General features: G+C 61.7%; 21 protein-coding genes. 8 read left to right on the top strand and 13 right to left on the bottom strand.

Annotated elements, in window-relative coordinates:
- Positions 1–5: 5 nt before the first annotated feature.
- From purT to DLD99_RS05410, 5 genes are all read right to left on the bottom strand, one after another.
- On the bottom strand, positions 6–1,187 hold the full coding sequence (purT, locus tag DLD99_RS05430) for a formate-dependent phosphoribosylglycinamide formyltransferase (protein ID WP_114881514.1): 1,182 nt from the start codon (positions 1,185–1,187) through the stop codon (positions 6–8).
- A 100-nt stretch (positions 1,188–1,287) separates the two neighbouring features.
- Positions 1,288–1,755: a preQ0 transporter gene (locus DLD99_RS05425; RefSeq protein ID WP_114881513.1), complete on the bottom strand. Its 468-nt coding sequence runs from the start codon at positions 1,753–1,755 to the stop codon at positions 1,288–1,290.
- 96 nt (positions 1,756–1,851) lie between these two features.
- The gene (locus tag DLD99_RS05420; protein WP_114881512.1) at positions 1,852–2,061 is read right to left on the bottom strand and encodes a DUF1289 domain-containing protein; all 210 of its coding nucleotides are present in this window, start codon (positions 2,059–2,061) and stop codon (positions 1,852–1,854) included.
- The gene (locus DLD99_RS05415) at positions 2,058–2,582 is read right to left on the bottom strand and encodes a gamma carbonic anhydrase family protein (protein WP_034154816.1); all 525 of its coding nucleotides are present in this window, start codon (positions 2,580–2,582) and stop codon (positions 2,058–2,060) included. Before DLD99_RS05415 ends, DLD99_RS05420 begins: the two co-directional genes overlap by 4 nt.
- Before the next feature lie 47 nt (positions 2,583–2,629).
- Positions 2,630–3,229, bottom strand: a complete 600-nt coding sequence (locus tag DLD99_RS05410; protein WP_085711654.1) for a CoA pyrophosphatase — start codon at positions 3,227–3,229, stop codon at positions 2,630–2,632.
- Positions 3,230–3,376: 147 nt separating this feature from the next.
- Between DLD99_RS05410 and DLD99_RS05405 the strand changes: the two genes are divergently transcribed.
- The 7 genes from DLD99_RS05405 (at position 3,377) to nagE (ending at position 12,036) form a co-directional block, all read left to right on the top strand.
- Positions 3,377–3,928, top strand: coding sequence for an NUDIX hydrolase (locus DLD99_RS05405; protein WP_096819233.1), 552 nt, complete (start codon positions 3,377–3,379; stop codon positions 3,926–3,928).
- A 103-nt stretch (positions 3,929–4,031) separates the two neighbouring features.
- The gene (locus tag DLD99_RS05400; protein ID WP_085711656.1) at positions 4,032–4,547 is read left to right on the top strand and encodes a L,D-transpeptidase family protein; all 516 of its coding nucleotides are present in this window, start codon (positions 4,032–4,034) and stop codon (positions 4,545–4,547) included.
- 329 nt (positions 4,548–4,876) lie between these two features.
- Complete coding sequence (locus DLD99_RS05395; protein ID WP_114881511.1) at positions 4,877–5,608, top strand: GntR family transcriptional regulator; 732 nt, start codon at positions 4,877–4,879, stop codon at positions 5,606–5,608.
- Positions 5,609–5,638: 30 nt separating this feature from the next.
- A complete protein-coding gene (gene nagA, locus DLD99_RS05390; RefSeq protein WP_114881510.1) occupies positions 5,639–6,745 on the top strand; it encodes an N-acetylglucosamine-6-phosphate deacetylase in 1,107 nt (368 codons plus the stop codon).
- A complete protein-coding gene (locus tag DLD99_RS05385) occupies positions 6,738–7,748 on the top strand; it encodes an SIS domain-containing protein (RefSeq protein ID WP_114881509.1) in 1,011 nt (336 codons plus the stop codon). Before nagA ends, DLD99_RS05385 begins: the two co-directional genes overlap by 8 nt.
- 35 nt (positions 7,749–7,783) lie before the next feature.
- On the top strand, positions 7,784–10,297 hold the full coding sequence (gene ptsP, locus DLD99_RS05380) for a phosphoenolpyruvate--protein phosphotransferase (protein ID WP_114881508.1): 2,514 nt from the start codon (positions 7,784–7,786) through the stop codon (positions 10,295–10,297).
- 23 nt (positions 10,298–10,320) lie between these two features.
- A complete protein-coding gene (nagE, locus tag DLD99_RS05375; protein ID WP_114881507.1) occupies positions 10,321–12,036 on the top strand; it encodes an N-acetylglucosamine-specific PTS transporter subunit IIBC in 1,716 nt (571 codons plus the stop codon).
- Between the two features lie 401 nt (positions 12,037–12,437).
- On the opposite strand, the gene DLD99_RS05370 is transcribed toward nagE, so the two are convergent.
- Together DLD99_RS05370 and purL are read right to left on the bottom strand one after the other, a co-directional pair.
- Positions 12,438–12,749 carry a YqfO family protein gene (locus tag DLD99_RS05370; RefSeq protein ID WP_114881506.1) on the bottom strand — a complete coding sequence of 104 codons (312 nt, stop codon included), beginning with the start codon at positions 12,747–12,749 and terminating at the stop codon, positions 12,438–12,440.
- 5 nt (positions 12,750–12,754) lie between these two features.
- Entirely contained in the window at positions 12,755–16,651 is a 3,897-nt protein-coding gene (gene purL, locus DLD99_RS05365) for a phosphoribosylformylglycinamidine synthase (RefSeq protein WP_114881505.1), read from the bottom strand.
- 285 nt (positions 16,652–16,936) lie between these two features.
- Between purL and mltF the strand changes: the two genes are divergently transcribed.
- Positions 16,937–18,397, top strand: a complete 1,461-nt coding sequence (gene mltF, locus DLD99_RS05360; RefSeq protein ID WP_085711664.1) for a membrane-bound lytic murein transglycosylase MltF — start codon at positions 16,937–16,939, stop codon at positions 18,395–18,397.
- Between the two features lie 43 nt (positions 18,398–18,440).
- On the opposite strand, the gene pdxJ is transcribed toward mltF, so the two are convergent.
- The 6 genes from pdxJ to lepA all read right to left on the bottom strand — a co-directional run bounded on the left by pdxJ (position 18,441) and on the right by lepA (position 24,500).
- Entirely contained in the window at positions 18,441–19,184 is a 744-nt protein-coding gene (pdxJ, locus tag DLD99_RS05355; protein WP_114881504.1) for a pyridoxine 5'-phosphate synthase, read from the bottom strand.
- A 46-nt stretch (positions 19,185–19,230) separates the two neighbouring features.
- Positions 19,231–19,917 carry a DNA repair protein RecO gene (recO, locus tag DLD99_RS05350; RefSeq protein WP_114881503.1) on the bottom strand — a complete coding sequence of 229 codons (687 nt, stop codon included), beginning with the start codon at positions 19,915–19,917 and terminating at the stop codon, positions 19,231–19,233.
- Between the two features lie 155 nt (positions 19,918–20,072).
- Positions 20,073–20,975, bottom strand: coding sequence for a GTPase Era (gene era / locus DLD99_RS05345; RefSeq protein ID WP_011332590.1), 903 nt, complete (start codon positions 20,973–20,975; stop codon positions 20,073–20,075).
- On the bottom strand, positions 20,968–21,657 hold the full coding sequence (gene rnc, locus DLD99_RS05340) for a ribonuclease III (RefSeq protein WP_085711665.1): 690 nt from the start codon (positions 21,655–21,657) through the stop codon (positions 20,968–20,970). The genes era and rnc overlap by 8 nt, the downstream gene beginning before the upstream one ends.
- A 182-nt stretch (positions 21,658–21,839) precedes the next feature.
- On the bottom strand, positions 21,840–22,694 hold the full coding sequence (lepB, locus tag DLD99_RS05335) for a signal peptidase I (RefSeq protein ID WP_065261873.1): 855 nt from the start codon (positions 22,692–22,694) through the stop codon (positions 21,840–21,842).
- Between the two features lie 9 nt (positions 22,695–22,703).
- Positions 22,704–24,500 carry a translation elongation factor 4 gene (gene lepA, locus DLD99_RS05330; protein WP_085711666.1) on the bottom strand — a complete coding sequence of 599 codons (1,797 nt, stop codon included), beginning with the start codon at positions 24,498–24,500 and terminating at the stop codon, positions 22,704–22,706.
- Between the last annotated feature and the right edge of the window lie 9 nt (positions 24,501–24,509).

Raw genomic sequence — 24,509 nt, 5'->3', positions numbered from 1 at the left:
GAGATTTACAGCTCTACAACGACAGCCTGAGAAGCGCGGGTCGCCTTGGCACGAGCGGCCTCGATCGACTCGTCACGGGCCAGTGCAACACCCATGCGGCGCTGACCGTTGACTTCAGGCTTGCCGAACAGACGCAACGCGGTATCCGGCTCGCTCAGCGCAGCGCCGAGGTTGGCGAATGCGGTCTGGGTCGACTGGCCTTCCACCAGAATCACTGCCGAAGCCGATGGGCCGAACTGACGGATCAGCGGCACTGGCAAACCAAGGATTGCCCGGGCGTGCAGGGCGAACTGCGACAGGTCCTGGGAAATCAGGGTCACCAGACCGGTGTCGTGCGGGCGCGGCGACACTTCGCTGAACCACACCTGATCGCCCTTGATGAACAGCTCGACACCGAACAGGCCACGGCCACCCAACGCCTCGGTCACGGCTTTGGCAACGCGCTCGGACTCAGCCAGAGCAATCGGGCTCATGGCTTGTGGCTGCCAGGATTCCTGGTAGTCGCCCTTTTCCTGACGGTGGCCGACCGGTGCACAGAACGTGGTGCCGCCGATATGACGCACGGTCAGCAGGGTGATTTCGTAGTCGAAATCGATGAAACCTTCGATGATCACGCGACCTTTACCGGCACGACCGCCTTCTTGTGCGTAGTCCCAGGCCTTCTGCACGTCATCGGCGCTGCGCAGCAGGCTCTGGCCCTTGCCCGACGAGCTCATCACCGGTTTGACGACGCACGGGAAACCCAGGTCCTCAACGGCTTTGCTGTAGTCCTCGAAGGTGTCGGCGAAGTGGTACGGCGAAGTCGGCAGATCCAGCTCTTCGGCGGCCAGACGACGGATGCCCTCGCGATTCATGGTCAGTTGCGCGGCGCGGGCGGTCGGGATCACGGTGAAGCCTTCGGCTTCCAGCTCGACCAGGGTGGCGGTGGCGATGGCTTCGATTTCCGGCACGATGAAGTGCGGCTTTTCGGCTTCGATCACCGCACGCAGGGCGGCGCCGTCGAGCATGTTGATCACGTGACTGCGATGGGCAACCTGCATGGCCGGCGCATTGGCGTAACGGTCAACGGCGATCACTTCAACGCCCAGGCGTTGCAGCTCGATCACCACTTCCTTGCCCAACTCACCACAGCCACACAGCAATACGCGGGTCGCGGTCGGCGACAATGGAGTTCCGATACGGGTCATCTCAGGTCCTCAAAGAAGCGGATCATCGAGGAAAGCAACGCCAGACGCGCTTTCCATGGGGAGAAAGCGCGGCATTTTACATGAACCCGAGGGTTTGGCTTCAGCCGGCGACAGCCTGTTTGCGTTCGCGCCAGGCCATGATCAGCCAGACCGCAGTCACACCGGCGAACTTCGAGGCCAGGGCGGTGATGATCACCGGCGGTGTCAGCAGGTCGATCATGCCGAAAAAGATGAAGGTGTCGAGGGGAATGCTCAACGCCGAACTGATCCACAGACGATCACGCAACGGACGCTTGGTGATGCTGAATACCAGCCAGTCGATGCACTCGGACACCGCAAACGCCGTGGCACTGGCCAGCGCAATCGATGGATCGGAGGTGACATAGGACAGCACCAGCGCCGCCAGCATCGCCACAATCGCGCCATGGCCGAAACGAATCTGCACCATGTCGCGCAGCACGAACACCAGCCCGCCCCAAGCCGACCAGATGATGTCCAGGTGCGGCGCGGTGGAGAAAGCGAAGTTGATCAGCACGACACTGCTGATATAGGCGATGAGGAAAATCATGGGGAGCGACCTGTCAGATTGGCGCACAGGTTACTTGAGGAGGAGAGTCCGGCCAAGTCGGGGAGCAAATTGTATACACCCGACGCCAGACAAGCATCAGCGCTTGGCAGGGATCATCCAAATCAATCCACTGGCCTTGGCCCGCTCATGACACAACCCCAGCACCACTCGCCGCTCGTCGTTGGTCATCCGGCTCCAGCGGGTGATTTCCTCGACCGTGCGCTGGCAACCGGTGCAAATGTCATCCTCGTCCAGCGCGCAAATGCTCACACACGGCGAGGCGACGGGTCTTTCCGGGGTTGTCATTCTTCCTGCTCGACCAGATCGCGCGCATAGCGCTGGGAGTTATGCACATAGTGCGCGGCGCTGGCTTCGAGCATCTTCTTCTGCGGCTCGGTCAGTTCACGCACCACCTTGCCCGGAGAGCCCATCACCAGCGAACCATCGGGAATTTCCTTGCCTTCACCGATCAACGAATTGGCGCCGATGATGCAGTTCTTGCCGATCTTCGCGCCATTGAGGATGACGGCGTTGATGCCGATCAGGCTGTAGTCGCCGACCGTGCAGCCGTGGAGCATGGCGTTGTGGCCGATGGTCACGCCGGTACCGATAGTCAGCGGAAAGCCCATGTCGGTGTGCATCACCGTGCCGTCCTGCACGTTGCTGTTCTTGCCGATCAGGATCAGTTCGTTGTCGCCGCGCAACACGGCGTTGAACCAGACGTTGGCGCCCTCTTCCAGCTTGACCTTGCCCACCAGCACGGCGTTGGGGGCGACCCAGCTCTGCGGATGGGTTTCGACGCGGGCGTCGCCCAGGCGATATTTCATCTTGTTTTCCTCAGGGCTCACGATGGCTGACCATTCGAACGATGGCTTCAGGTATTGATAAAGCTTTTTGGCGGTCGATGCAGGCTGATTTTGGCGTCATAGAGCAGGTTGATCAACTCGACGATCATGATCGCCGTCAGCCCCCAGATCTTGTATTCGCCATAACGATAGCTCGGCACGTACCAACTGCGACCCTGATAGTCGATGCGGTGGGTGTGTTCGCGTGGGTCCTTGCGGAAGAACTCCAGGGGCACGCTGAACACCGCGGCGATCTCGGCATCATTGGCCTGGTATTCGACAAAATCGGGAATCACCCCGACATACGGCGTGACCTTGATGCCATGCAGGGAAATCAGCGGACTGAGCGGACCGATCACTTCGACCAGTCCCGGCGGCAGGCCGATTTCCTCTTCAGCCTCACGCAGGGCGGTGAAGATCAGGTCCGGGTCTTCCGGGTCACGCCTGCCACCGGGAAAGGCGACTTCGCCACCGTGGGTCGAGAGCCCGCTGGCACGCAGGGTGAGGACAAGTTCGGGTTCGTCACTGCGAGTAATCGGCACCAGGACGGCGGCCTCGGGGAAACGCGTGTCGGTCTCCAGCGTGCGCGGCGTGTGATTGCTTACCCGGTGCAGTAGCTCGTCCAGCATAAGTGTTCTCGATCTGTGCCTTGCCCTGCATCATGCACCAATCAATGCGACCGCCCAAGCCCTGAACAAGGGACATGTCGCGAAACGACAACTTGCCGACTGACACCGCTGCACGCCAAGATAGGCGCAGCATTCAGGAACCCCAGCATGAAATTTTGCAGCCAGTGCGGCAACCCGGTGACCCAGCGCATTCCCGAAGGCGACTCGCGGCTGCGATTTGTCTGCGACAGCTGTCAGACCATTCACTACCAGAACCCCAATATCGTGGCCGGCTGTGTAGCGACCTGGGGTAGCAAAGTCCTGCTCTGCCGCCGTGCAATCGAGCCGCGCCTCGGTTACTGGACGCTGCCCGCCGGCTTCATGGAGAACGGCGAGACCATCGAACAGGCTGCCATCCGCGAAACCGCCGAAGAAGCCTGCGCCCGGGTACGCAACCTGAGCATCTACACCCTGATCGACGTGCCGCACATCAGTCAGGTGCATGTGTTCTTTCGCGCCGAGCTCGCAGACCTGGATTTTTCCGCCGGCCCCGAGAGTCTCGAAGTGCAACTGTTCGACGAAGCGCAGATTCCATGGGACGAGCTGGCTTTCCGCACGGTGGGCCGTACCTTAGAATGCTTCTTCGCTGACCGCCGCGCCGAGACTTACCCCGTGCGCTCGGAATCGATTCCGCCGCTCGCTCAGCCGGCCATCACTTGATTTCAGCGCCAGCCGGCCGATAACCCGCGTGCGCAGCCCGCGACAGCGCCTGCATAAGATCTATAAATAAATTATCTGCATCACCTTCTGGGGAATCGTTTCAATGCGCTGGTTGCTTGCCCTGTTTTGCCTGTCGTTCGTCACCGTCTCCCAAGCGTCGTTCGTGACCACCGTGACGCCTTCGAACACCCCGCTCATCGAAAAAATACTGGTGCTCAAATCGGCTCATCAACTGCAGTTGATCGCCGACGGCAAACCGCTCAAGAGCTATCGCATTTCCCTGGGCAAGGGCGCGAAGAAAGGTCCGAAACTGATTGAAGGCGATAAACGCACACCCGAAGGTTTCTATTGGATCGACTGGCGCAAGACCAGCGACAAATTCAACCTGTCGATGCACATCTCCTACCCGAACATCAGCGACTCCGCCCGCGCCCGCCGCGAAGGCGTCGAGCCCGGCGGCATGATCATGATCCACGGCACGCCGGATTCCGCAGAGAACCCGGAAAACCTGTTCCACACCCTGGACTGGACCGACGGCTGCATCGCCATGCGCAACGTCGACATGCGCGAAGTCTGGAACCTGGTGCCGGACGGCACGATGATCGAAATCCGCCCCTGATTCAGTAATCAGCGCGCCTGCGCTCTCCGGGCCGCCAAGCGGCCCTTTCCCCTGACCATTGGTCGCCCGCAAAAAATAAATGCAAAAGATCGCAGCCTGCGGCAACGTCTGAACGGTGATACCACTTTCACCCGCCAGAACTGCCGCAGACTGCGATCTTTTGCGTTTCACAGCCCACCTCTAATACCACTTGAAACCACCCACCCTGAAACACCCGATCCCAAAGGACTACAGGCCTTTCCACTGCGTTGACATGGTATGCAAGTGGTATTAGTTTTCGCCGAAACAGCGAGCGACAACAATCCAATATCAGCTCCGGAAGTGCCTGCATGAACGATCTCCACGCCCTGCGCCCTGACGACTCCCAGCCGACGCCGCTGTACCTGCAACTGGCGCGCAACCTGGAAGCGGCGATTCATGCCGGCCAGTGGAAAGCCGAACAGGCGATGCCGTCGGAGCGCAATCTCAGCGAGATGCTGGGGATTTCCCGGGTCACCGCCCGCAAGGCGCTGGAAGTCCTGCTCGATCAAGGTTTGATCCGCCGCCTGCAAGGTTCCGGCACCTTCATCACTCCGCGCCTTGAACAACCGCTGTCACGTCTGTCGGGCTTCAGCGAAATGCTCCGTCTCAAGGGTTTCGTGCCCAGCTCGCAATGGCTCGAGCGTGAAATCACCCTGCCCACCCACGAAGAATTGATCCGCTTGGGCCTGTCACCGAACGACAAAGTCGCGCGCATGAAACGCCTGCGCAAGGCCGACGACACGGTGATGGCCATCGAGATGAGCACCCTGCCCGCCTCGATCATGCCCAAGCCGCAAGTGGTGGGCGATTCCCTCTACGAACACCTCGACAGCATCGGCAAGCCGATCGTGCGCGCCTTGCAACACATCCAGGCGATCAACGCCTCGGACGAGTTCGCCGCGCTGGTCGGCATCCCCTCCGGCACCGCGATGCTGCTGATGACCCGGGTCGGCTACCTGGAAGACAACACGCCGATCGAAGTCACCGACACCTATTGCCGCAACGACTACTACGACTTTGTTGCAGAGCTGCGCCGCTGACCGGCAGCCAGGCCAAACGAGAGAAGCGAAATGTCCGAAGACAACATCCTCACCGCTGACGGCTGGATTCGCGGCCGGCTGATCCACGAACACGGCAGAGTCGTGTCCATCGAAGGCGTGCCCTGCGATCCTGCGGACAACGACCTGCCTTACCTGCTGCCAGGTTTCATCGACCTGCACGTTCACGGCGGTGGCGGCAAAGACATCATGGAAGGCACCAGCGCCTTCGAGACCATCACCCGAACCCACGTACGCTTCGGCACCACCTCGCTGCTGGCCACCACGATGACCGCGCCGAGTGCCGAGATTGCCAGCGTGCTCAAGGATGTCGGGGAATTCTGCGAACAGCGTCCGAAAGGCGCCGCCCGGGTCCTCGGCGTTCACCTCGAAGGTCCGTACATCAATCCCGGCAAACTCGGCGCGCAACCGAACTTTGCCCACACCGCATTGATGGCCGAAGTCGAAGAGTATCTGGCACTGGCACCGATCCGGGTGATCACCATCGCCCCGGAAATCGCCGGCCATGACGGTTTGATTCGTGAACTGAGCCGCCGCGGCATTCGCATGCAGATCGGCCACACCCTCGGCAGTTACGAAGAAGGTGTCGCCGCCCTCGAGGCCGGCGCCACCAGTTTCACCCACTTGTACAACGCCATGAGCCCGCTGCATCACCGCGAACCGGGCATCGTCGGCGCGGCGCTGGCCCACGCCAAATTTGCCGAGCTGATTCCGGACTTGCTGCACGTGCACCCCGGCGCAATCCACGTGGCCCTGCGCTCGATCCCGTGCCTGTATTGCGTCACCGATTCGACTGCCGCCGCCGGCATGCCCGACGGCGAGTACAAGCTTGGCAGCCACACCGTCACCAAATGCCTGGGCGGCGTGCGCCTGCCGGACGGCACGCTGGCCGGTAGCACCCTGACCATGGATCAGGCCCTGCGCAATCTGGTGAAGATCGGTCTGCCGATCGCCGAGGCCTCGCAACGTCTTTCGCAATTCCCCGCCGACTACCTCGGCATCACCGAACGCGGGCGCCTTGCACCTGGTGCCTGGGCCGACTGCGTGCGGCTGGATCGCTCACTCACACTGACCGCCGTCATGGTCGAAGGAGAAGACATTGACTTCAAAAATGCTTGAGGAGGCGCTGTCCTCGTTCGAGGCCGTGCAAGCCCAATTGCAACAGCTCGATGGCTCGATGATCGAGATCGCCGGGCGCCTGCGCCGTCAGCCGCCGCAAGTGGCGATGACCGTCGCCCGTGGCAGCTCCGATCATGCGGCGAGCTACTTCGCCTACCTGACCATGCAGCAACTGGGCATTCCGGTGGCGTCACTGCCGATGTCGGTGGTGACCATGCAGCAGGCGCCGTTGAAGGTCAGCGGTCAGGTCGCGTTCGCGTTTTCCCAGTCGGGTCAGAGCCCGGATCTGGTCAACAGCCTGCGTCTGCTGCGCAAGCGTGGCGCCTTGAGCGTGTCGATGGTCAACGCATCCGATTCGCCACTGGAGGCCGCGTGCGAATTCAGCCTGCCGCTGCTGGCCGGCACCGAAAGCAGCGTCGCCGCGACCAAGAGTTTTATCGCCACCCTCAGCGCCAGCGCCCGCCTGATCGCGCACTGGAAAGAAGACAGCGAATTGCTGGAGGCACACAACGCCCTGCCCGAAGGCTTGCGCGACGCCGCGCAACAGGACTGGAGCCCGGCCATCGATGCCCTGCGCGATTGCGAACGTCTGATGGTGATCGGCCGTGGCGCCGGATTTGCCATCGCCCAGGAAGCCGCATTGAAATTCAAGGAAACCTCGGCGATCCAGGCCGAAGCCTTCAGCAGTGCCGAAGTGCGTCACGGCCCGATGGCCCTGATCGACGCCAACTACCCTTTGCTGGTGTTTGCCCCGCGCGGCGCCGAGCAGGCCGGCCTGCTGAGCCTGGCGGCGGAAATGCGTCAGCGTGGTGCCCGTGTATTGCTGGCGGCGCCGGATGATGTGCTCGAACGCGACCTGACCCTGAGCCGTGCCGAACACCCGGCGCTCGATCCGATTCTGGCGATCCAGAGCTTCTACGTGATGGCCGCCAACCTGGCCGTGGCACGTGGCATGGACCCGGATCAGCCGCGTCATCTGAGCAAAGTCACCCGTACGCACTGAGTCCGAACCGAATGTTTTCCTGATGAGACCGAGCCATGCACAACAACAATAAAGAGCTGACTTTAAGCGCCCCGCTCAGCGGCCCGGTGCTCACGCTCGCCAAAGTTCCGGACGCGGTGTTCGCCAGCGGCGCGATGGGCGACGGCATTGCCATCGATCCGCTGAACGACACCTTGTACTCGCCCTGCGCCGGCGTGGTGATTCACGTCGCCCGCACCGGCCACGCGCTGACCGTGCGAGCCGACAACGGCGCAGAAATCCTCCTGCACCTGGGGCTCGACACCGTCGAGTTGCAGGGCGAAGGTTTCTCGATGCTGGTCAAGGAAGGCACCCGGGTCAGCAGTGGCCAGCCATTGCTGCGCTATGACCTGGACAAGGTCGGCCGTCAGTGCAAAAGCCTGGTCAGCCTGTTGATCCTGACCAACAGCCAGGACTTTCAGGCGCGGCCCATCACTCTGAAAACGGTGAAAGTCGGCGAACCCCTGCTGCACATCGTCGCCCGTCACGGCACGGCGGCGAATGCAGAAGAACCGGGTGGCCCAGAAGTTCACGGTCATGTGCGGGTCGCCCATCGTGGCGGTCTGCATGCACGTCCGGCGGCGTTGATCCGCCAGACGGCACAAGGTTTCAAGAGCCAGTCGCAGCTGCATTTCGCCGGCAAATCGGCGCCGTGCAACAGCCTCATCGGTTTGATGGGCCTGGCGATTGGCGAACAGGACGAAGTGCAGATCAGTTGCCAGGGTTCCGACGCGCAAGCGGCGTTGCAAGCCTTGCTCAATGCCTTGGCCACCGCCCTGCCGGAGGATCATCACGCCGCTGCACCGGTTGCTGCCGCGCCGCGCAATCGCCCGGCCGAAGCCGGCGTGTTGCACGGCGTGTGCGCAGCACCGGGGCTGGTCGGCGGGCCGCTGTTTCGCCTGAACGCGATCAGCCTGCCGGCGGACGCCGGCAATCATCAGCCCGAGCAACAATTGCAGGTCCTCGATACGGCGCTGAATCAGGTTCGCAGCGAAATCGACGGCACCCTCGCCCAGGCGAAAAAACACCGCAATGCCGACGAAGAAGCAATCTTCGCCGCGCACCTCGCATTGCTGGAAGACCCGGCCCTGCTCGACGCCGCGCAGCAATCGATTGAAACCGGCACTGCAGCGACTCACGCCTGGAGCCAATCCATCGACACGCAATGCGAAGTGCTGCAAAACACCGGCAGCCCATTGCTGGCCGAACGCGCCAACGATCTGCGCGACTTGAAGCAACGGGTGCTGCGCGCCCTGCTCGGCGAAGCCTGGCATTACGAAGTGCCGGCCGGCGCCATCGTCGCCGCTCACGAACTGACGCCTTCGGACCTGCTGCAGCTGAGTGCGCAAGGCGTCGCCGGGCTGTGCATGGCCGAGGGTGGCGCAACGTCACACGTGGCGATTCTGGCCCGGGGCAAAGGCCTGCCGTGCATGGTCGCACTGGGCGCGGCGCTGCTCGATCAAACGCAAGGCCAATCGGTGGTGCTCGATGCCGACGGCGGACGCCTCGAACTGACGCCGAATGCCGAGCGTCTGGCCGAAGTCCAACAAGCGCAAATCGACCGTCAGCAACGTCGCGATGCCCAGCAAGCCAAAGCCCATCTGCCGGCTGAAACCCGCAACGGCGTGGCCATTGAAGTGGTCGCCAACGTCGCCTCCAGCCATGAAGCGGCGGATGCGTTTGCCAATGGCGCCGATGGCGTCGGCCTGCTGCGCACCGAGTTCCTGTTCGTCGATCGCCACACCGCGCCGGATGTCGAAGAACAGCGCGCCGCCTATCAAGCGGTGATCGATGCCATGGGCGACAAGTCGGTGATCATCCGCACCATCGATGTCGGTGGCGACAAACAACTCGACTATCTGCCGCTGCCAGTGGAAGCCAACCCGGTGCTCGGTCTGCGCGGTATTCGCCTGGCCCAGGCCCGCCCGGAAATCCTCGATCAGCAACTGCGCGCCCTGCTGCAAGTCAGCCCGTTGCAGCGCTGCCGGATCCTGCTGCCGATGGTCACCGAGGTCGACGAACTGCTGCACATCCGCCAGCGGGTCGATGCGCTGTGTCTGGAACTGGGCATCAATCAACGTCCGGAAATCGGCGTGATGATCGAAGTCCCGGCCGCTGCGCTGCAGGCCGAACAACTGGCCGAACACGCCGACTTCCTGTCCATCGGCACCAACGACCTGTCGCAATACACCCTGGCCATGGACCGCGACCACGCCGGCCTCGCCGCACGGGTCGATGCCTTGCACCCGGCGCTGCTGCGCCTGATCGCCATGACCTGCGAAGGCGCGGCGGTGCACAAGCGTTGGGTCGGCGTCTGTGGCGCCCTGGCTTCGGATCCGCTGGCGACGCCGGTGTTGATCGGCCTGGGCGTGACCGAACTGTCGGTGAGCCCGGTACAGATCGGTGAAATCAAGGATCGCGTGCGCCAGCTGCACGAAGCCGAATGCCAACGCCTCGCCCGGGACTTGCTCAAGCTGAGCAGCGCCGCCGCGGTGCGTCATGCCTGTCATCAACATTGGCCTCTGCGCTAACAAAAACAACAAGGACAAACGCCATGTACCAACTCTTCATCGAAGGCCTGCAACGGCTCGGCCGGGCGCTGATGCTGCCGATCGCGATCCTGCCGATTGCCGGCCTGCTGCTGCGTCTGGGCGATACCGACCTTCTGAACATCGCGATCATCCACGACGCCGGTCAGGTGATCTTCGCCAACCTGGCGATGATCTTCGCCATCGGCATCGCGGTGGGCTTCGCCAAGGACAACAACGGCACCGCCGGCCTCGCCGGAGTGATCGGTTACCTGGTGATGATCTCCACGCTCAAGGTGCTCGACGCCAGCATCAACATGGGCATGCTCGCCGGGATCGTCAGCGGTCTGATGGCCGGCGCGCTGTACAACCGCTTCAAGGACATCAAGTTGCCGGAGTACCTGGCGTTCTTCGGCGGTCGGCGTTTCGTGCCGATCGTCACCGGTTTTGCGGCGGTCGGTCTGGGCGTGCTGTTCGGCTACATCTGGCCGCCGATCCAGCACGGCATCAACAGCTTCGGCAGCCTGATGATGGAAAGCGGCAGCTTCGGCGCCTTCGTCTTCGGCGTGTTCAACCGCCTGCTGATCGTCACCGGCCTGCACCACATCCTCAACAACATGGCGTGGTTCGTGTTCGGCAACTTCACCGACCCGACCACCGGCGCCTTGGTCACCGGCGACCTTTCACGCTACTTCGCAGGTGATCCGAAGGGCGGCCAGTTCATGACCGGCATGTTCCCGATGATGATCTTCGGCCTCCCCGCCGCCTGCCTGGCGATGTACCGCAATGCCCTGCCGGAACGGCGCAAGGTGATGGGCGGGATCTTCCTGTCGATGGCCCTGACCTCGTTCCTGACCGGCGTCACCGAACCCATCGAATTCGCCTTCATGTTCCTCGCACCGCTGCTGTATCTGGTGCATGCGCTGCTGACCGGCCTGTCGATGGCGATCACCAACGCGCTGAACATTCATCTGGGCTTCACCTTCTCCGGCGGTTTCATCGACATGGTGCTGGGCTGGGGCAAGTCCACCAACGGCTGGCTGGTGATCCCGGTGGGTCTGGCCTATGCGGTCATCTATTACGCGGTGTTCGATTTCTGTATCCGCCGCTTCAACCTGAAGACGCCGGGGCGTGAAGACGTCGCCACCGCCGACAAAGCAGTCCTGACTGAAAACGAACGCGCCAGCGCGTACATCAAGGCGCTCGGTGGTGCGGAGAATCTGGTCACCGTCGGCGCGTGCACCACACGTCTGCGACTGGAAATGGTCGACCGCAACAAAGCCTCTGATGCCGACTTGAAAGCGCTGGGTGCCATGGCCGTTGTGCGTCCGGGCAAGGGTGGGAGTTTGCAGGTTGTTGTGGGGCCGATGGCCGACAGCATTGCCGATGAGATTCGACTGGCGATGCCTGCATTGGGCCGAGCCGTAGTGGCTGCTCCTGTCGCCGTCGTCGAAACCAGTGATCCCATCGCAGTCGCCACACCGCTGGCACAGCAATGGCTGACTGCAGTGGGCGGCAGCGACAATGTGCTGCAACTGGACTGCATCGCAATGAGCCGGATCCGCCTGCAACTGGCCGATGGCAAGGCACTGTCGGAAAGCCGGTTGAAAGAGCTTGGATGTCTGGGTGTGAGCGCGCTGGAGGATGGCGTTTGGCACTTGCTGGTGGGCGAGCGGGCGCAGAATTTGAGTGCGGCGTTGGAGGGGCTGGTTAATCGTAGTGAGGTGAGTGCGAAGGTTTAGGTCCACCACTCAACACGATGAGCGTTAGCTCAAGTAAAGCTCTTGATCTTTTGGCCCCATCGGAAGGCTGAGTGGAGGGATTTATCCGGGGGTGGGAGCGCAGCGACCGTGCGGCGCAGCCGCATGCATCGAGAGGAGGTGCAGCGAAGCAAACCGTAGGCGATGCCCCCGGATGAATCCCGGAACGAAGGAACACCGAGCCAAAGCGAGGTGCCGAACGCAGGGGCCAAGACCTTTTGGTTCCTTTTGGGGCGTTTGCCAAAAGGGACTCGCCGTAAGGGCGAAACCGCCAGCCGCAACACCCGAAGAAACGGATATTCACTCAACCCCCAACCCCCAAAAACCAAAAAACCCGCTGAAATCACTCTCAGCGGGTTTTCCATTTCAGCAGCCAAGGAAGATCAAAACTCCTCCAACCGCCAAACCTCATAAGCCGGCGTCTCGTAAGGATGGCTAGACTTCAAAGCCCCCACCACCCCACGAATCAACTCATCGCCAACGACAAGCTCGACCTTCCACTCCTCGACCCGCTCAACCTGCCCCGCCTCGCCAATGAACGGCTGACTGCCGTCCAGAGGCCGAAACTGACCCGTACCAAGCACCTGCCACGCACAGTGGTCATAGTCACCAATTCGCCCACCACCGGCAGCGAATACAGCGTCCTTGACCACCTCGACATGACTGTCGGGAACAAAAAAAGCGAGCTTGTACACAGCGCTTAGTTCACCCACACACGAGCGTTACGGAACATGCGCATCCAAGGAGCGTCTTCGTTCCAGTCTTCCGAACGCCACGAGTTCTGCACGGCGCGGAACACACGCTCCGGGTGCGGCATCATGATCGTTACGCGACCGTCGCGGCTGGTGAGGCCGGTGATCCCGCGCGGCGAGCCGTTCGGGTTGGCCGGGTAGGCTTCGGTGACCTTGCCGTGGTTGTCGACGAAACGCATCGCCACGCAACCGGACAGATCGGCTTCAAGCAGTGCCTCTTCGCTTTCGAATTCGGCATGGCCTTCACCGTGAGCGATGGCGATCGGCATGCGCGAACCGGCCATGCCCTGCAGGAAGATCGAGTTCGATTCCTGGATCTGCACCATCGCCACGCGCGCTTCGAACTGCTCGGAGCGGTTGCGCACGAAGTGCGGCCAGAACTCGCTGCCCGGGATCAGCTCGTGCAGGTTGGACATCATCTGGCAACCGTTGCACACGCCGAGGGTGAAGCTGTCGTTACGCTCGAAGAAGCCCTGGAACGCATCGCGGGCACGGCTGTTGAACAGTGCGGACTTGGCCCAGCCTTCACCGGCGCCGAGTACGTCGCCGTAGGAGAAACCACCGCAGGCCACCAGACCTTTGAACTCGTTCAGGTCGACACGGCCGGCCAGAATGTCGCTCATGTGCACGTCGATCGCGTTGAAACCGGCGCGGTCGAACGCGGCCGCCATTTCCACCTGACCGTTGACGCCCTGCTCACGCAGCACGGCAACCTGTGGGCGAATGCCTTTCTTGATGTAAGGCGCGGCGATGTCCTGGTTGACGTCGTAGCTCAGCTTGACGCTCAGGCCCGGGTTGTCTTCTTCCAGCAGGACGTCGAATTCCTGCTGGGCGCAGTCGGCGTTGTCGCGCAGACGCTGGATCTGGTAGCTGGTCTCGGCCCACTGACGCTGCAGCAGACGACGCTGGCCTTCGAACACAGTGTCACCGTTGAAGGTGATGTTGATCTGGCCGTTGTTGATCGGCTGACCGATCACGGAAACGCAGTCGCCCAGACCGGCCGCGCTGAATTGCGCGAGGATGTCCGGCGTAGCGTCCTGGCGAACCTGGATCACGGCACCCAGTTCTTCGTTGAACAGGATGGCGGCGATTTCAGCGGCGTTTTCCGCAACGCTGTCGAGGTTCAGGCTCAGACCGCAGTGGCCGGCGAAGGCCATTTCCACCACGGAGGTCAGCAGACCACCGTCGGAACGGTCGTGGTACGCCAGCAGGTGACCGTCGGCGTTGAGGCCCTGGATCACCGCGAAGAACGCTTTCAGGTCTTCGGCGTCATCGACGTCCGGAGCCTGCTTGCCGAGCTTGCCGTGAACCTGAGCGAGGATCGAGGCGCCCATGCGGTTCTGGCCGCGACCGAGGTCGATCAGGATCAGGTCGGTGGTGCCCTTGTCCATGCGCAGTTCCGGAGTCAGGGTCTGACGGATGTCAGCCACTGGCGCGAAACCGGTCACGATCAGGGACATCGGCGAGGTGACGGTCTTGTCTTCGCCGTTGTCGTTCCAGCGAGTGGCCATGGACATGGAGTCCTTGCCCACCGGAATGGTCAGGCCCAGCTCGGGGCACAGTTCCATGCCGACCGCTTTCACGGTGTCGTACAGACGCGCATCTTCGCCCGGGTGGCCGGCAGCGGACATCCAGTTCGCCGACAGTTTGATGTCGGAGAGCTTGTTGATGCGCGAGGCGGCAATGTTGGTCAGGGTTTCGCCGATGGCCATGCGGCCCGACGCCGGAGCGTCCAGCAGTGCCAGCGGAGTGCGCTCGCCCATCGCCATCGCTTCACCGGTGTAGACGTCGAAACTGGTGGCGGTAACGGCCACGTCGGCCACCGGAACCTGCCATGGGCCGACCATCTGGTCACGGGCCACGAGGCCGGTGATGGTGCGGTCGCCGATGGTGATCAGGAAGCTTTTGCTCGCCACGGCCGGGTGATGCAGGACGCGCTCGATGGAATCGGCGATGTCGAGGTTCGACGGATCGAAGTCATCGCCCAGCTCGGCTTCGCGAACCACCGAACGGTGCATGCGCGGCGCCTTGCCCAGCAACACTTCCAGTGGCATGTCCACCGGGTTGTTGCCGAAGTGGCTGTCGGTCACGGTCAGTTGCGGCTCGGCGGTGGCTTCACCGACGACGGCAAACGGGCAACGCTCGCGTTCGCAGATCGCCTTGAAGCGCTCGAAGTCGGCCGGGCCGACTGCCAGAACGTAACGTTCCTGGGATTCGTTGGACCAGATTTCGTGCGGGGCCATGCCCGGCTCGTCGTTTGGAATGTTGCGCAGTTCGAAACGGCCACCGCGGTCGCCGTCGTTGACCAGTTCCGGGAAGGCGTTGGACAGACCGCCCGCGCCCACGTCGTGGATGAAGCTGATCGGGTTCTTGTCGCCCAACTGCCAGCAACGGTCGATGACTTCCTGGCAGCGACGCTCCATTTCAGGGTTTTCACGCTGAACCGAAGCGAAGTCCAGATCCGCCGAGCTGGTGCCGGTGGCCATGGAGGAGGCAGCGCCGCCGCCCAGACCGATCAGCATCGCCGGGCCGCCGAGGACGATCAGCTTCGAGCCGACCAGAATCTCGCCTTTCTTGACGTGCTCTTCACGGATGTTGCCCATGCCGCCAGCCAGCATGATCGGCTTGTGGTAACCGCGAACTTCGTCACCGTGCGGGGTGGTGATCGATTGTTCGAAGGTACGGAAGTAGCCGGTCAGGGCCGGACGACCGAATTCGTTGTTGAACGCGGCGCCGCCCAGCGGGCCTTCGATCATGATGTCCAGCGCGTTGACGATGCGCTCAGGCTTGCCGTACGGCACTTCCCACGGCTGTTCGAAGCCCGGGATCTGCAGGTTCGACACGGTGAAACCGGTCAGGCCGGCCTTCGGCTTGGCGCCACGGCCGGTTGCACCTTCGTCGCGGATCTCGCCGCCGGAACCGGTGGACGCGCCCGGGAACGGAGCGATCGCGGTCGGGTGGTTGTGGGTTTCGACCTTCATCAGGATGTGCACCGGCTCCTGCACCGCGCCGTACTGGCGGGTTTCCGGATCCGGGAAGAAGCGGCCGGCAACGTTGCCGACGATCACCGAAGCGTTGTCCTTGTAAGCGGACAGCACGCCTTCGCTGTGCATCTGATAGGTGTTCTTGATCATGCCGAACAGGCTTTTTTCCTGGCTCTCGCCGTCAATATCCCAACTGGCGTTGAAGATCTTGTGGCGGCAGTGCTCGGAGTTGGCCTGGGCAAACATCATCAGTTCGATGTCGTGCGGGTTGCGCTTGAGACCGTTGAAGGCGTTGACCAGGTAATCGATCTCGTCTTCGGCCAGGGCCAGGCCCAGCTCGACGTTGGCTTTTTCCAGCGCGGCGCGGCCACCACCAAGGATGTCGATGGCGGTCAGCGGCTTCGGCTCGGCGTGGCTGAACAGACCGGCAGCCTGTTCGAGGTTGCCCAGAACGATCTGGGTCATGCGGTCATGCAGTACGTCGGCGATCTGCTGCGCCTGGGCGTCGCTGAACTGACCGGCCACATAGAACGCGATACCGCGCTCCAGACGCTGGATCTTGCTCAGGCCGCAGTTGCGGGCGATGTCGCTGGCCTTGCTCGACCATGGCGAGATGGTGCCGAAACGCGGCAACACCAGGAACAGACGACCGGTCGGCTCTTGTACCGGAACGCTTGGACCGTACTTCAGAAGGCGCGCAAGCACCTGCTGTTCGTCGCCGGTCAGGACGCCGGTGACTTCGGCGAAGTGAGCGAATTCAGCATACAGGCCACTGACAGCTGGAACCTTCTGGCTCAGTTGCTCAAGGAGTTTGCTGTGGCGAAAGGCAGAAAGGGCAGGAGCGCCGCGCAGGATCAACATCTTCGGGACAGCCTCGGGAAGGGGTGTGCTTTGAGGCCGTGCATTCTAGCCTAAACCGCCCTCAACATCACCCGAAACGCTACGCACGGTTGCACTCGGACCGCAATCTGTGTTTCTGCCTCTGAAGTCAGATTTAGAGCCTGCAAGACAACAGCTTATTTTTTCTGTCACAAAATGCTGTCCGGCCCCATTCCTGCGGGGTTGCGGGCGCTTTTTCAATCGCTAGCAGACTACCCCTCCACTGTCGAGATATGGCGCCCGTTGCGCTTTGCGTATACTGCGCACATGTTTTCCCCAACGGCTTTGCGTCCGCGGTACGCCAAATGGCTGATCGCTACCGGACTCTTCCTGATGCTCAGTGGCTGTGTTGATAAACCCAACACACTCGAGCGCGTAAAGGAGGATGGTGTGCTGCGGGTGATCACCCGTAACAGCCCCGCCACCTACTTTCAGGATCGCAGCGGCGAGACCGGCTTCGAATACGAGCTGGTGAAGCGCTTCGCCGACGATTTGGGGGTGGAGCTGAAAATCGAGACCGCCGACAACCTCGACGACCTGTTCGACCAGATCGGCAAGCCCAACGGCCCGGTACTGGCTGCCGCGGGTCTGGTCAGCAGCGAACAGCGCAAGAAGCAGGTGCGCTTCTCCCATTCCTACCTCGAAGTCACCCCGCAGATCATCTATCGCAACGGCCAGTCCCGGCCAACCGATGCCAGTGAACTGGTCGGCAAGAAGATCATGGTGCTCAAGGGCAGCACCCACGCCGACCAGCTCGCCGAGCTGAAACAGAAATATCCCGGGATCGAATACGAAGAATCCGACGCCGTCGAGGTGGTCGATCTGCTGCGCATGGTCGATGAAGGCCAGATCGACCTGACCTTGGTCGATTCCAACGAAGTGGCGATGAACCAGGTGTACTTCACCAACATCCGCGTCGCCTTCGACCTCGGCGATGCCCGCAGCCAGAGCTGGGCAGTGGCCGCCGGCGAAGACAACAGCCTGCTCAACGAGATCAACAGCTATCTGGACAAGGTGCAGAAGAACGGCACCCTGCAACGCCTGAAGGACCGCTACTACGGCCACGTCGATGTGCTCGGCTACATGGGCGCCACGACCTTCGCCCAGCATTTGCAGCAACGCCTGCCCAAGTACGAACAGCACTTCAAGACCTACGCCAAGAAAGAGAAAGTCGACTGGCGCCTGCTCGCGGCCATCGGTTATCAGGAATCGCTGTGGCAACCGGCCGTCACTTCGAAGACCGGCGTACGCGGTCTGATGATGCTGACCCAGAACACTGCGCAGGCCATGGGCGTGTCCAACCGCCTCGATCCGAAGCAGAGCATCATGGGCGGCGCGAAGTACCTGGCCTACATGAAGGATCAACTGGATGACTCGATCCAGGAGCCGGATCGTACGTGGTTCGCCCTCGCCGCCTACAACGTTGGCAGCGGTCACCTGGATGACGCGCGCAAACTGGCGTCCCGGGAAGGCCTGAACCCGGACAAGTGGCTGGATGTGAAGAAGATGCTGCCCCGCCTGTCGCAGAAGCAGTGGTACAGCAAGACCCGCTATGGCTACGCCCGTGGCGGCGAACCGGTGCATTTCGTGGCGAACATCCGTCGCTACTACGACATCCTGACCTGGGTGACCCAGCCGCAGCTTGAGGGCGATCAGGTGGCTGAAGGCAATCTGCATGTGCCGGGGATCGACAAGTCCAAACCAGCGCAGGAAAACCCGCCGCTCTGATAATCACTGTGGGAGCAAGCTCCCACAGGATCTGCACTGACGCTTAAACCTTCGCAGCCGCCAGAATCAACGCCTTCATCTCCGAAACCGCCGACTTGAAGCCGACAAACAAGGCATGCGCCACCAGCGCGTGACCGATGTTCAGTTCGTTGATGCCCTTGATCGCGGCCACAGCTTCAACGTTGTGATAGTGCAGACCGTGACCGGCATTGACGATCAGGCCCTGGGCCAGACCGAATGCCACGCCGTCCGCCACACGCTTCAGCTCCTCGGCCACTTCGGTCGGTGTTTCAGCATCGGCATAACGCCCGGTATGCAATTCGATGGCCGGTGCGCCGACTCGTTTCGAAGCAGCGATCTGCCGCTCGTCAGCGTCGATGAACAGCGACACTTCGCTGCCGATCTTCGACAGACGCTCCACCGCAGCCTTGATGCGTTCTTCCTGACCCGCCACGTCCAGACCGCCCTCGGTAGTCAACTCCTGACGGGTTTCCGGTACCAGGCAGATGTGGGCCGGACGGATGCGCTCGGCGAACGCCATCATCTCTTCGGTGACGCCCATTTCGAAGTTCATGCGGGTTTGCAGCACATCCTTGAGCAGCAGCACGTCGCGCTCCTGAATGTGGCGACGGTCCTCGCGCAGGTGCACGGTGATGCCGTCGGCGCCCGCCTCTTCCGCGTCCAGCGCAGCCTTGACCGGATCCGGATAGCGTGTGCCCCGAGCCTGACGCAGGGTGGCGACGTGGTCGATGTTCACGCCAAGAAGAATGCGATTGCTGGTGGTCACGGATGCGCTCCTGAAGGGAAAGATTCGGCGCACAGCATACACGGGGCTACGGCTTGCGAAACAGCTCGCGACTGACGAGGGGGCGACCGCCCAGGTGAACAGCAAGTGCCTGGCGCATCAAACGCTTGGCGGCAGACAGAGCGCCGGGGGCCGACCAGTCCGCTTCGGCCATGGCCAGCAGTTCGGTGCCGTTGAACAGGCCGGGTTGCAGCAGATAGACCCGCTCGAGTCCGGCATCCACCTGCAAGCGATAGAGGCCGTCCGCAGCGATGGGCTCGTCGTTGATGTCGGTGTTCAGGGAGAAGCCATAACCGAGGTCGTCGAGCAGACGCCATTCGAAAGAACGCAGCAGAGGCTCCAGTGGACGGCCTTCGGCGAGGGCCAGCAGCGTGGCGGCGTAATGATCGAACACCGCCGGATGCGGATCTTCGGCCGGCAGCAGGCGGATCAGCAACTCGTTGAGATAGAGACCGCTGAACAGTGCCTCGCCGACCATCCATGTCGCGTTACCAACACTCTCCATGCGCCCGACGTTCTTCAACTCGCCCTTACCGCGAAACTCGACCTCCAGCGGCACGAATGGTCGCGCCAGTGTTCCTGCCTTGCCCCGCGCGCTGCGCAACACCGCCCGCAGCCGACCTTGCGGCGTGAGGAAGTCCACCAGCGCGCTGGTTTCGCGGTAGGCACGGGAGTGAAGGACGTAGGCGGGTTGGGCGGGAGGCGTTTGAGACATGGACTTCTCGTTGAGGGAAACGCGGTTTACTCATCACCCAAAACCAATGTGGGAGCGAGCTTGCTCGCGAAAGCGGTGCAACAGTCAACATCAATGCCGAATGTTACATCGTCTTCGCGAGCAAGCTCGCTCCCACAATGGATCGATGTATTGCTTTACAGGTCGCCGTAACCCAGCGAACGCAGCGCACGCTCGTCGTCGGACCAGCCGCCCTTCACCTTGACCCACAGGTTGAGCATGATCTTGGAGTCGAACAGCAGCTCCATGTCCTTGCGCGCCTCGGTGCCGATGCGCTTGATGCGCTCGCCCTTGTCGCCAATGATGATTTTCTTCTGGCCGTCACGCTCGACGAGAATCAACGCATGGATGTGCAGTGTTGCACCCTGCTGCTTGAACTCTTCGATTTCCACGGTGATCTGGTACGGCAGCTCGGCACCGAGCTGGCGCATGATCTTCTCGCGAACCAGTTCGGCGGCGAGGAAGCGGCTGCTGCGGTCGGTGATCTGGTCTTCCGGGAAGAAGTGATCGTTCTCCGGCAGGTGATCGGCGATGACCTTTTCCAGCGCGTCGAGGTTGTGCCCCTGCTGTGCCGAAATCGGAATGATCTGCGCGTTCGGCAGCTGTTCCTGCAACCAGGACAGGTGCGGCATCAGCTCGGCCTTGTCCTCGATGCGGTCAGTCTTGTTCAGCGCGACGATCAGCGGGCCGGTCACGTACTGCACGCGCTCCAGGACCATCTGGTCTTCTTCGGTCCACTTGGTGCGGTCGACCACGAAGATCACCACGTCGACGTCTTTCAACGCTGCCGAAGCAGTCTTGTTCATGTAGCGGTTCAGGGCCTTTTCACCGCCCTTGTGCATGCCGGGAGTGTCGACGTAGATCGCCTGCACGTCGCCTTCGGTCTTGATCCCGAGCATGTTGTGGCGAGTGGTCTGCGGCTTGCGCGAGGTGATCGCGAGCTTCTGGCCGAGGATGTGGTTCAGCAGCGTGGACTTGCCCACGTTCGGACGGCCGACGATGGCAACGTAGCCACAGCGAGTTGCGTTTGTATCAGTCATTGCCATTCTCCACACCCAGGGCAATCAGTGCTGCGGCGGCCGCTACCTGTTCGGCAATACGACGGCTCACACCCTGACCCCGGCTTTTTTCATTCAATAGGACAACTTCGCACTCGACGAAGAAGGTACGGCAGTGCGGCTCGCCCTGGATATCCACGACTTCGTAGCGTGGCAGCTCGCAACCGCGCGATTGCAGGAATTCCTGCAGGCGGGTCTTCGGATCCTTGTTGGTGTCGACCAGCGTCAAGCCTTCGAACTCGCCGGCCAGCCAGGCCAGGACGCGCTCGCGGGCGACTTCCATGCCGGCATCGAGGTAGATCGCGCCGATCAGCGCTTCCAGGGCATCGGCCAGAATCGACTCACGACGGAAACCACCGCTTTTCAGCTCGCCGGAACCCAGGCGCAGGTATTCGCCCAGATCGAAACCACGGGCCAGAACGGCCAGGGTCTCGCCTTTCACCAGACGTGCACGTAAACGCGACAACTGGCCTTCGCGGGCCAGCGGGAAGCGCTCGAACAGAGCTTCGCCGGCAACGAAGTTGAGGATCGCATCGCCGAGGAATTCCAGACGCTCGTTGTTGCGTCCGGCAAAGCTGCGGTGCGTGAGGGCCAGGACCATCAGTTCCTGGTCCTTGAAGGTGTAACCGAGCTGACGCTCGAGACGGCTTAGAGAAACGCTCACGGTTTGACCACGCTGAGTTCGTGGCTGGATTCCACCGCCATCGCCGGGATACGGCGCAGGCCTGGGACAATTAACGCTGTGTTCAAAAATGACGTCCTGAATATCGTGGCTTCATGCCCCGGAGCCGGTTGTGCCGACGCCAGAAATGCATTCGGCGCTGTGGTCAACAGCGCCGTGATTGTTTACTTGATCAGGCCGACCCGCGAGAAATTCGGCAGGTGGCTGAGTTTCGGTTCCGGCCAGCTCATCCAGACCGCAAAGGCCTTGCCGACGATGTTCTGGTCGGGAACCATGCCCAGCAGATCCTTGGGAATGTTCGGGTCATCCCAGTAGCGACTGTCGTTCGAGTTGTCGCGGTTGTCGCCCATCATGAAGTAGTGCCCGGCCGGCACGGTCCAGGTATGGTCCGGCGTGGCGCGGTAGCGGCTCATTTCCTTGCGGATCAGGTGCTCGGCGGCGCCGAGTTTTTCCTTGTAGAGCTCCGCACTGCCGAGGGTGCCCGGCTCGGAGCCGACCAGTTGCTCGGCAATCGACTCGCCATTGACGAACAGACGCTTGTCGGCGGTGTAACGCACCGTGTCGCCCGGCAGGCCAACCACACGCTTGATGTAGTTGACGTTCGGGTCGCTCGGGTAGCGGAATACCATCACATCGCCGCGTTGCGGATCACCGACTTCGATGACTTTCTTGTCGATCACCGGCAGTCGGATCCCGTAAGAAAACTTGTTCACCAGAATGAAGTCGCCGACGTCCAGGGTCGGTTTCATCGAGCCGGACGGAATCTGGAACGGCTCCACCAGGAACGAACGCAGCACCAGCACGATGAACAGCACCGGGAAGAACGACTTGCCGTATTCGACCAGCAGCGGCTCCTTGTTCAGCTTCTCCACCACCAGCACATCAGGCTGGCTGACGCTGCCCTGATAGGAAGCGATGGCGGCGCGCCGACGCGGTGCCAGGATCAACAGATCGAGCAACGCCAACAGGCCGCAGACGAACACGGCGATAACCAGCAACAGCGGGAAATTTAGTGACATAGGACCTGACTATTCCAACCTGAGCACAGCAAGGAAGGCTTCTTGTGGAATTTCCACGTTGCCGACCTGCTTCATGCGTTTCTTACCGGCCTTTTGCTTCTCGAGCAGTTTCTTCTTACGACTGACGTCACCGCCGTAGCATTTGGCCAATACGTTCTTTCTGAGCGCCTTGACGGTTGTCCGGGCGACGATCTGACCGCCAATGGCGGCCTGGATGGCCACGTCGAACATCTGACGAGGAATCAGTTCTTTCATCTTCTCGGTCAGCTGGCGACCTTTGAAGTGCGAATTGTCACGGTGCACGATCAACGCCAGGGCATCGACCTTGTCGCCGTTGATCAGCACGTCCAGTTTCACCAGATTAGCCGATTGGTAACGATCGAAATGGTAGTCCAGCGAAGCATAGCCGCGGCTGGTGGATTTCAGACGGTCGAAGAAGTCGAGGACCACTTCGTTCATCGGCAGGTCGTAGGTCACCTGGACCTGATTGCCGAGGAACAGCATGTCTACCTGGACACCGCGTTTTTCGATGCACAGGGTGATGACGTTGCCCAGGTGTTCCTGCGGCACCAGGATGTTGGCCCGCACGATCGGCTCGCGCATGTCTTCGATGGACGACACGTCCGGCAGCTTCGACGGGTTGTCGACGTAAATCGTTTCACCGGTTTTCAGCACCAGTTCGAAGATTACCGTCGGCGCCGTGGTGATCAGGTCCAGGTCGTATTCGCGCTCCAGGCGCTCCTGGATGATCTCCATGTGCAGCATGCCGAGGAAGCCGCAACGGAAGCCGAAGCCCAGGGCGTCGGAGCTTTCCGGGGTGTATTGCAGCGACGAGTCGTTCAGGGTCAGTTTCTGCAGCGCTTCGCGGAAATCCTCGAAGTCGTCGGAGCTGACCGGGAACAGACCGGCGTAAACCTGTGGCTGGATGCGTTTGAAGCCTGGCAGCACTTCAACGTCCGGGGTGGAGCTGAGGGTCAGGGTGTCACCGACTGGCGCACCGTGAATGTCCTTGATGCTGGCGATGATGAAGCCTACTTCGCCGGCCTTCAGGTCAGCGGTGGCGGTGTGTTTCGGGTTGAACACGCCGACGCTGTCGACCAGGTGCACCTTGCCGGTGGACTTCACCAGGATCTTGTCGCCCTTCTTCACGCGGCCATGACGCACGCGCACCAGGGAAACAACGCCCAGGTAGTTGTCGAACCAGGAGTCGATGATCAACGCTTGCAGCGGATCTTCGATGTTGCCGGTCGGCGCAGGAATGGTGGCGACCAGACGCTCGAGCACTTCGTCGACACCCAGGCCGGTCTTGGCGCTGCAGGTGACGGCGTCGGTGGCGTCGATGCCGATGATCTTCTCGATCTCGTCCTTGACGCGGTCAGGCTCGGCCTGCGGCAGGTCGATCTTGTTCAGTACCGGCATGACCTCGAGGCCCTGCTCGATGGCGGTGTAGCAGTTGGCCACGGACTGGGCTTCTACGCCCTGACCCGCGTCGACCACCAGCAAGGCACCTTCACACGCGGCCAGGGAACGGCTGACTTCGTAGGTGAAGTCGACGTGGCCCGGGGTGTCAATGAAGTTCAGCTGGTAGGTGACGCCGTCTTTGGCTTTGTAATAGAGGGTAACGCTGTGGGCCTTGATGGTGATCCCGCGTTCGCGCTCCAGCTCCATGGAATCCAGTACCTGGGCTTCCATTTCACGCTCGGCCAGGCCACCGCACATCTGGATGAATCGGTCAGCCAGCGTCGACTTGCCATGGTCAATGTGGGCGATGATGGAGAAATTGCGGATATGACTCAAATCACTCACGGATCAACA

It is taken from the genome of Pseudomonas kribbensis, from assembly GCF_003352185.1.
Taxonomy (GTDB): domain Bacteria; phylum Pseudomonadota; class Gammaproteobacteria; order Pseudomonadales; family Pseudomonadaceae; genus Aquipseudomonas; species Aquipseudomonas kribbensis.
Note: the sequence above shows the minus strand (reverse complement) of the source record. Positions and strands in the feature narration are given on the sequence as shown.

Excerpts from the sequence above, each read along its gene's own strand:
- purT (WP_114881514.1), bottom strand. The coding sequence starts at position 1,187 with ATGACCCGTATCGGAACTCCATTGTCGCCGACCGCGACCCGCGTATTG.
- DLD99_RS05425 (WP_114881513.1), bottom strand. The coding sequence starts at position 1,755 with ATGATTTTCCTCATCGCCTATATCAGCAGTGTCGTGCTGATCAACTTC.
- DLD99_RS05420 (WP_114881512.1), bottom strand. The coding sequence starts at position 2,061 with ATGACAACCCCGGAAAGACCCGTCGCCTCGCCGTGTGTGAGCATTTGC.
- DLD99_RS05415 (WP_034154816.1), bottom strand. The coding sequence starts at position 2,582 with ATGAAATATCGCCTGGGCGACGCCCGCGTCGAAACCCATCCGCAGAGC.
- DLD99_RS05410 (WP_085711654.1), bottom strand. The coding sequence starts at position 3,229 with ATGCTGGACGAGCTACTGCACCGGGTAAGCAATCACACGCCGCGCACG.
- DLD99_RS05405 (WP_096819233.1), top strand. The coding sequence starts at position 3,377 with ATGAAATTTTGCAGCCAGTGCGGCAACCCGGTGACCCAGCGCATTCCC.
- DLD99_RS05400 (WP_085711656.1), top strand. The coding sequence starts at position 4,032 with ATGCGCTGGTTGCTTGCCCTGTTTTGCCTGTCGTTCGTCACCGTCTCC.
- DLD99_RS05395 (WP_114881511.1), top strand. The coding sequence starts at position 4,877 with ATGAACGATCTCCACGCCCTGCGCCCTGACGACTCCCAGCCGACGCCG.
- nagA (WP_114881510.1), top strand. The coding sequence starts at position 5,639 with ATGTCCGAAGACAACATCCTCACCGCTGACGGCTGGATTCGCGGCCGG.
- DLD99_RS05385 (WP_114881509.1), top strand. The coding sequence starts at position 6,738 with ATGCTTGAGGAGGCGCTGTCCTCGTTCGAGGCCGTGCAAGCCCAATTG.
- ptsP (WP_114881508.1), top strand. The coding sequence starts at position 7,784 with ATGCACAACAACAATAAAGAGCTGACTTTAAGCGCCCCGCTCAGCGGC.
- nagE (WP_114881507.1), top strand. The coding sequence starts at position 10,321 with ATGTACCAACTCTTCATCGAAGGCCTGCAACGGCTCGGCCGGGCGCTG.
- purL (WP_114881505.1), bottom strand. The coding sequence starts at position 16,651 with ATGTTGATCCTGCGCGGCGCTCCTGCCCTTTCTGCCTTTCGCCACAGC.
- mltF (WP_085711664.1), top strand. The coding sequence starts at position 16,937 with ATGTTTTCCCCAACGGCTTTGCGTCCGCGGTACGCCAAATGGCTGATC.
- recO (WP_114881503.1), bottom strand. The coding sequence starts at position 19,917 with ATGTCTCAAACGCCTCCCGCCCAACCCGCCTACGTCCTTCACTCCCGT.
- era (WP_011332590.1), bottom strand. The coding sequence starts at position 20,975 with ATGACTGATACAAACGCAACTCGCTGTGGCTACGTTGCCATCGTCGGC.
- lepB (WP_065261873.1), bottom strand. The coding sequence starts at position 22,694 with ATGTCACTAAATTTCCCGCTGTTGCTGGTTATCGCCGTGTTCGTCTGC.